The 4,316-nt window shown below is 68.0% G+C and carries 3 protein-coding genes; all 3 read left to right on the top strand.

The genetic code is table 11. The features are described from left to right. Positions 1-1,036 (top strand): aldehyde dehydrogenase family protein (locus tag JYJ84_RS29690; protein WP_205189842.1); only part of this gene is annotated, 1,036 nt, incomplete at its 5' end. A gap of 1 nt (position 1,037) precedes the next feature. After that, positions 1,038-2,060 carry an Ldh family oxidoreductase gene (locus tag JYJ84_RS29685; RefSeq protein ID WP_175222562.1) on the top strand — a complete coding sequence of 341 codons (1,023 nt, stop codon included), beginning with the start codon at positions 1,038-1,040 and terminating at the stop codon, positions 2,058-2,060. 283 nt (positions 2,061-2,343) lie between these two features. After that, on the top strand, positions 2,344-4,203 hold the full coding sequence (gene ilvD / locus JYJ84_RS29680) for a dihydroxy-acid dehydratase (RefSeq protein WP_122949438.1): 1,860 nt from the start codon (positions 2,344-2,346) through the stop codon (positions 4,201-4,203). Positions 4,204-4,316 lie beyond the last annotated feature (113 nt).

Here is a 4,316-nt window from a genome sequence, read left to right as displayed (position 1 = left end):
CAAGGCGCATTCGGCACACCCGGGCACGTCGGAACTCGTCGGCCGAGCGATCCAGCAGGCCGCGCGCGAATGCGGGATGCCGGCCGGCGTGTTCTCGCTGCTGTTCGACGCGTCGCGCGAGATCGGCCAGGCGCTCGTCGCCGATCCGCGTATCAAGGCCGTCGGCTTCACCGGCTCGCGCCGCGGTGGCGTCGCGCTGATGCACATCGCGGCCGCGCGCCCCGAGCCGATTCCCGTCTATGCGGAAATGAGCTCGATCAATCCCGTGCTGCTGTTTCCCGCCGCGCTCGACGCGCGCCACGATGCGATCGCGCCGCAGTTCGTTGCATCGCTCACGCTCGGCGCCGGCCAGTTCTGCACGAACCCGGGCCTGGTGCTCGCCGTCGACGGGCCCGCGCTGCGCGCGTTCGAGGAAACGGCCGCCGCTGCGGTGCGTGCAGCGCCCGCGCAAACCATGCTGACGCCGCACATCCACGCCAGCTACGAGCAAGGCGTCGCGGCGCTGCGCGATCACGCAGCCGTCGAGTTGCTCGCGCAAGGCGCCGAAGGCAACGGTCTGCAGGCCCGCGCCGCACTCCTCGCGACCTCGGCCGACGCTTTCATCACGCATCCCGAGTTGCGCGACGAAGTGTTCGGCCCCGCGTCGCTGATCGTGCGTTGCCCGGACGCCGACACGCTGCATCGCGTGCTGAAGTCGCTCGAGGGCCAGCTGACGATCGCCGCGCATCTCGCCGACGGCGACGCCGCACTGTTCGCCGCGCAGCGCCCGATGCTCGAGCGCAAGGCCGGCCGCATTCTCGTCAACGGCTTCGGCACGGGCGTCGAGGTCGGCCACGCAATGGTGCACGGCGGCCCGTTCCCGGCCACGTCCGACACGCGCACGACGTCGGTCGGCGCGCGCGCGATCGAGCGCTTCCTGCGCCCCGTGTCGTATCAGGACCTGCCGGATGCGCTGCTGCCGGACGCGATCCGCAACGACAACCCGCTGAACGTGCCGCAACGCATTGACGGCGTGCCCGCGCCGCGGGAGGCGTGACATGTCCGCATCCACCGACGAAATCGTTCTGTCGCTCGATGAAGTCCACGCGCTCGCGCTGCGCGTGCTGACGCACCACGGGATGTCCGACGCGCATGCGCGGGCCATCGCCAACGTGATCACGCAGGGCCAGCGCGACGAATGCCATTCGCACGGCGTGTACCGGCTGCTCGTCTGCGTGCGTTCGCTGAAGAAGGGCAAGGTCGATCCGCAAGCCGTGCCGACATTGCGCCGGCTGTCGTCGTCGATCGTCTCGGTCGACGCGCATCGCGGCTTCTCGCTGCTGAGCTTCGAAACGGGCCTGCCGGTGCTCGTCGAGATGGCAAAGCAGCACGGTATCGCTGCGATGACGATCAACCATTGCTACCACTTCTCCGCGCTGTGGCCGGAAGTCGAAGCGATCGCGGCCGAAGGGCTGGTCGGCATCGCGATGAATCCGAGCCACAGCTGGGTCGCGCCGGAAGGCGGCAAGGAGCCGGTGTTCGGCACGAACCCGATCGCGTTCGCGTGGCCGCGCCCGGGCGGCGTGCCGTTCGTGTTCGATTTCGCGACGAGCGCGATCGCGCGCGGTGACATCGAGCTGCACGCGAAGCAAGGCAAGGCGATTCCGCCGGAATGGGCCATCGACGCCGACGGCCGGCCGACCACCGATCCGAAGGCCGCGCTGCAGGGCGCGATGCGCACGTTCGGCGGCCACAAGGGTTCGGCGCTCGCGGCGATGGTCGAGCTGCTCGGCGGCGCGCTGATCGGCGACATGACGAGCCGCGAGTCGATGGACTTCGACGAAGGCGTCGGCGCGACGCCGTGCCATGGCGAACTCGTGATCGCGTTCGACCCGAAGGTGTTCCTCGGTGACGATCTCGACACGGGGCTCGCCCGCGGCGAGCGGATGTTCGAATCGATCGTCGCGCAAGGTGCACGGCTGCCGTCGCAACGCCGCTTCGACGCCCGCGCGCGCAGCGTCGCGAACGGCGTGCGGATTCCGAAGCCGCTGTACGACGAGATCCTGGCGCTGCTCGACTGATCGCGAAGCGCGGGGCCGGATTGCGCATTCATTGGCGATCGACACGCGATCCGGCCTTCTCCCGGGCCGGTCGCGTGGGTGCCCCTCAAGTGCCCGAGCGTTCCGCGCCAGGCATGCCGCCCGCGCCGGTTGCCGGCCCCATGAGCGCCACACCCGCGGCGGCTGTGGGATAATCGTCCGGTTTGCCCAGGGCGCAGCTCAAGAGGTTGTTCGCACGGGCGCGAGAGAGGCCTTTATTCCCGTGCCTCCACCCTTTTCCCGCGATATTTCTTCAGCAACGACAATGCCCACTTACCGTTCCAAAACCTCCACCGCTGGCCGCAACATGGCAGGTGCGCGTTCGCTCTGGCGCGCCACCGGCATGAAAGACGACGATTTCTCGAAGCCGATCATCGCGGTCGTCAACTCGTTCACCCAGTTCGTACCCGGGCACGTGCACCTGAAGGATCTCGGCCAGCTCGTCGCGCGCGAGATCGAGGCTGCCGGCGGCGTCGCGAAGGAATTCAACACGATCGCGGTCGACGACGGCATCGCGATGGGCCATGACGGCATGCTGTATTCGCTGCCGAGCCGCGACATCATCGCCGACTCGGTCGAATACATGGTGAACGCGCACTGCGCGGACGCAATGGTCTGCATCTCGAACTGCGACAAGATCACGCCGGGGATGCTGATGGCCGCGATGCGCCTCAACATTCCGGTGATCTTCGTGTCGGGCGGCCCGATGGAAGCGGGCAAGACGCGCCTCGCGAACCCGGTCACCAAGGCGATCGAAGTGAAGAAGCTCGACCTCGTCGACGCGATGGTGATCGCCGTCGACCCGTCGTATTCCGACGCCGAAGTCGCCGAAGTCGAGCGCTCGGCCTGCCCGACCTGCGGTTCGTGCTCGGGCATGTTCACCGCGAACTCGATGAACTGCCTGACCGAAGCGCTCGGCCTGTCGCTGCCCGGCAACGGCACGGTGGTGGCTACGCACGCCGATCGCGAGCAACTGTTCAAGCGCGCCGGCCGTCGCATCGTCGAACTCACCCGCCAGCACTACGAGCAGGACGACGAACGCGTGCTGCCGCGCTCGGTGGGCTTCAAGGCGTTCGAGAACGCGATGACGCTCGACATCGCGATGGGTGGTTCGACCAACACGATCCTGCACCTGCTGGCGATCGCGCAGGAAGCCGGCATCGACTTCACGATGAAGGACATCGACCGCCTGTCGCGCGTCGTGCCGCAGCTGTGCAAGGTCGCGCCGAACACGAACAAGTACCACATCGAGGACGTGCACCGCGCAGGCGGCATCATGGCGATCCTCGGCGAACTCGACCGCGCCGGCAAGCTGCACACCGACGTGCCGACCGTGCACACGCCGTCGCTGAAGGATGCGCTCGACCAGTGGGACATCGTCCGCACGCAGGACGACGCGGTCCGCACGTTCTACCAGGCCGGCCCGGCCGGCATCCCGACGCAGGTCGCGTTCAGCCAGAACACGCGCTGGCCGAGCCTCGACGTCGATCGCGCCGAAGGCTGCATCCGCTCGTACGAGCACGCGTTCTCGAAGGAAGGCGGCCTCGCCGTGCTGACGGGCAACATCGCGGTCGACGGCTGCGTGGTGAAAACGGCTGGCGTCGACGAGAGCATCCTCGTGTTCGAAGGCACGGCGCACGTGACCGAATCGCAGGATGAAGCGGTCGAAAACATCCTGAACGACAAGGTCAAGGCCGGCGACGTGGTGATCGTGCGCTACGAAGGCCCGAAGGGCGGCCCTGGCATGCAGGAAATGCTCTACCCGACCAGCTACATCAAGTCGAAGGGGCTCGGCAAGGCATGCGCGCTGCTGACGGACGGCCGTTTCTCGGGCGGCACGTCGGGCCTGTCGATCGGCCACTGCTCGCCGGAAGCGGCAGCGGGCGGCGCGATCGGCCTCGTGCGCGACGGCGACAAGATCCGCATCGACATCCCGAACCGCACGATCGACGTGCTGGTGTCGGACGAGGAACTGGCGCGTCGCCGCGAAGCGCAGAACGCGAAGGGCTGGAAGCCGGCGCAACCGCGTCCGCGCAAGGTGTCGGCTGCGCTGAAGGCCTACGCGAAGCTGGTCATGTCGGCCGACAAGGGCGCCGTGCGCGACCTGTCGCTGCTCGACGACTGACAGGGGTAGCCCGACCGGCTGTCTGCAACGCGCAGCCGGTCAGGCTGCGGGCAGGACAACCGCCCGCTCGCCCGATCGAGAAGCCGCTCTCCGGAGCGGCTTTTTTTCGTCCG

Source organism: Burkholderia sp. LMG 13014, from assembly GCF_905232215.1.
GTDB lineage: Bacteria > Pseudomonadota > Gammaproteobacteria > Burkholderiales > Burkholderiaceae > Burkholderia.
Note: the sequence above shows the minus strand (reverse complement) of the source record. Positions and strands in the feature narration are given on the sequence as shown.